Raw genomic sequence first — 3204 nt, forward strand, 5'->3', positions numbered from 1 at the left:
CTATTGTACCGCCGTACTTGTTATCAACCTGCGGTTCGTCAAGCATTATAAGACACACTATTTCCGGATCGTTTGCAGGAGCAAAACCGATAAATGATGCAATACGTTTTTCTTCGTCACGGTTACCTTTTTCCGAAGTACCTGTTTTACCTCCGATACGGCAGCCTTTTACATACGCATTTTTACCTGTTGATGTCGGCAACGATACAACCGATTCAAGAATTTCTCTCATTTGCTGAGATGTTTCTTCCGAAATAACTCGGCTTATAACCTCCGGCTCATACGTTTTCAAAATTCCGTTTGAGTTTCTGATTTCCTTTACAATCTGCGGTTTCATTCTTTCACCGCCGTTGATAACCGCCGAAACGGCTGTTACAAGCTGTATCGGTGTTATTTGGAAACCTTGACCGAATGAACTTGTCGCAATATCGACTTCACTCATTTTATTATGGTAATAAATACTTGACGCCTCACCGACAAGTTCGACGTTTGTCTTTTCGGTAAGACCGAATGCAGTGAAATATTCCATAAATTTCTCATATCCAAGTCTTTCGCCCAATTCCATAAATACAGGGTTACAAGAGTTTCTTACACCCTCTACAAATGTTTGAGCGCCGTGACCGCTCTTGTTTGCACAGCCGATTTTTCTGTCGGCAACAATCTTAAATCCCGGACAATAGAATGTTGAATTAAGGTCTACAACGTGTTCTTCCAAAGCCGCCGCCGCAGTAATAATCTTAAATGTCGAGCCAGGTTCATATGTATCCGAAATAACCTTGTTTCTCCACATTTTATTTCTTATTTTCGCAATGGCCTCGTCACTTAAATTATTCGGATCTTCTGTCGGTTTCGGTGTTGCATCGGGATCGTCACTTGTGTCATCTGATGTATCATATCCCAAATCTATCGCATATTTTTCAAACTGGTCAATATCATACGGATTATTTACATCAAAATCAGGCTTAGTTGCCATTGCAAGTATTTCGCCCGTTTTCGGGTTCATAATAATACCTGCCGCACCCTCTTTAAGCTTGTTTTCCGTAACCGCCTCTTCAAGGTGCTTTTCAAGGAAATGCTGAATTGTTTCATCAATCGTAAGCACAACGTCATCACCGTTTTGAGAACTGTTCAAATACTCATTTTGTTGGTCTTTAAGTGTTGTACCCTTTGCCGACTGATTAGTTTCTATACTTCCGTTACGCCCCATAAGCTCATCGTCGAAAGTAAGCTCAATTCCCTGCAAACCGTTATTGTCATATCCCGTAAATCCCAAAATATGCGGTGCAACGTTGAACGGATAATATCTCTTTGAATCATTTTCAAAATATACCCCTTTAAATGCTTTTGCAATCGTTGCGTCAACATCTGAATCTCTTAATTTCTTTACCGCCTCGGTCTGTTCGTTCGTAAGACGTTTTTTTATAACTTGGTATCTTGAATTTTTTGTTATAATCTTAAGGATTTCGTTTTGATCCATATTCAAAACAGGAGCCAATCTTGCGGCGATTACTTCACTGTCACCGTCCGCCTCAATATCCTTAGGATTGCAAATAAGTGTGTTTACCGTTGCACTTTCCGCAAGCACCTTACCGTTACGGTCGTAAATATCTCCTCTTGACGCTGTAACAATACTGCTGCCCTGTTGTTGTGCCTTTGCCTTGCTCGAAAGCTCGTCACCTCTTATTATCTGCCAATATGCCACTCGCAAAACAAGCAACGCAAGCAGTACAGCAACGATACACACCATAAATATCGTTTTCTTTTTAATTTCATTTAATGATGGTTTCATTAATTTATCAATTCCTTTTAATACTTTAATAAATGTACATTTTTCATAATTTTATAATTATAGAAGTCCATTTTTATTTTATGCTGAAAAATTGTACAATATTACCACCAATCTTTTTCAATACAGACACAATACCGTGTCCAAACCCCTCTACTTCACCGGCAGTTTTCTCTGTCATATCATCTTGCTTTACGTTTACATATATTGTCTGATACTTTTCAGGTCTTTGCATACCCAATCTTGTTGTTGCCTCTTTTTCAATTTCTGTAAGGTCAACACTCTGTTCAAGGTCAAAAACCATCTGACTTGTCGCTGATTCAAGCGTTGTAAGCTGACTTTTAAGTGACGCAACCTGCTGGTTCATTTCATTCACAGCAACGAATTTTGAAATCATAAATCCTGCTGATACAGCCAAAAGCACTGTCACGCATATTCCACGAAAAATTGTTCTCTTATACTGCATTTGTTCATGATTCCTCTTGTTACTGACTGCTGTGGTATTAACTGTTTTCTCTTTTCTCTTTTGTGGTTTTCTCTTTTTTATCGGTTCATCATACTGTTCCGGCAATTTATATGCCAAATTTCCGTATTCCACAATAATTCTCTCCCTTAATTATCCTTTAGCCTATCCTATAATTTTTCGGCAATTCTCAATTTTGCACTTTTTGAACGTGAATTATGTTCAAGTTCTTCTTCCGACGGTAAAATCGGTTTCCTTGAAATAATTTTAATTTCCGGTTTCTTGCCGCATACGCATACCGGAAATTCTTTCGGACAAGTGCAGCCCCTTGCCAAATCCTGAAATGTTTTTTTGACAATTCTGTCCTCAAGTGAATGGAACGTTATAATCGCCAATCTGCCGCCCGATTTTATGCTTGACACAAAGTCTTTAATAGCATTTTCCAATATTCCGAGTTCGTTATTGACTTCAATTCTTATCGCCTGGAACACTCTCTTTGCAGGATGTCCGCCTTCCATACGGGCTTTTTTCGGTATTGCCGCCTTTATGATTTCAACAAGTTCAAATGTTGTTTCAACAGGCTTTGTTTTACGTTTTTCACAAATAAATTCCGCAATACGCTTTGACCACTTTTCTTCGCCGTAGTCATAAAAAATACGCATCAATTCCTCACATGAATATGAATTTACAACGTCATATGCCGATTTCGGCGAAGACGTATTCATTCTCATGTCAAGAGCGGCATCGTGCATATAGCTGAAACCTCTTTCGGCATTATCGAGCTGATATGAACTCACGCCCAAATCAAGTACCGCACCGTCAATTTCATCAATATCAAGTTCTGATAAAATATCCTTAATCTCGCTGAAATTGCGATTTACGAATGTCACTCTGCCGTCAAATTCTTTAAGACGTTCCTTTGCCGCCGCAATAGCCTCTTTGTCTTGGTCTATAC

The 3204-nt window shown here is 39.1% G+C and carries 3 protein-coding genes; all 3 read right to left on the bottom strand.

Annotated elements, in window-relative coordinates; translation table 11 throughout:
* The coding region (locus ACLTU0_RS11565; protein ID WP_412322583.1) for a peptidoglycan D,D-transpeptidase FtsI family protein at positions 1 to 1789 on the bottom strand (1789 nt) is incomplete at its 3' end.
* Positions 1790 to 1862: 73 nt separating this feature from the next.
* Positions 1863 to 2384: a hypothetical protein gene (locus tag ACLTU0_RS11570; RefSeq protein WP_412322584.1), complete on the bottom strand. Its 522-nt coding sequence runs from the start codon at positions 2382 to 2384 to the stop codon at positions 1863 to 1865.
* A gap of 35 nt (positions 2385 to 2419) precedes the next feature.
* Positions 2420 to 3204: 16S rRNA (cytosine(1402)-N(4))-methyltransferase RsmH (rsmH, locus tag ACLTU0_RS11575; protein ID WP_412322586.1), on the bottom strand; the 785-nt coding region annotated here is incomplete at its 5' end.

The organism is Hominilimicola sp. (assembly GCF_046972485.1).
Lineage (GTDB): Bacteria > Bacillota > Clostridia > UBA1381 > UBA1381 > Hominilimicola > Hominilimicola fabiformis.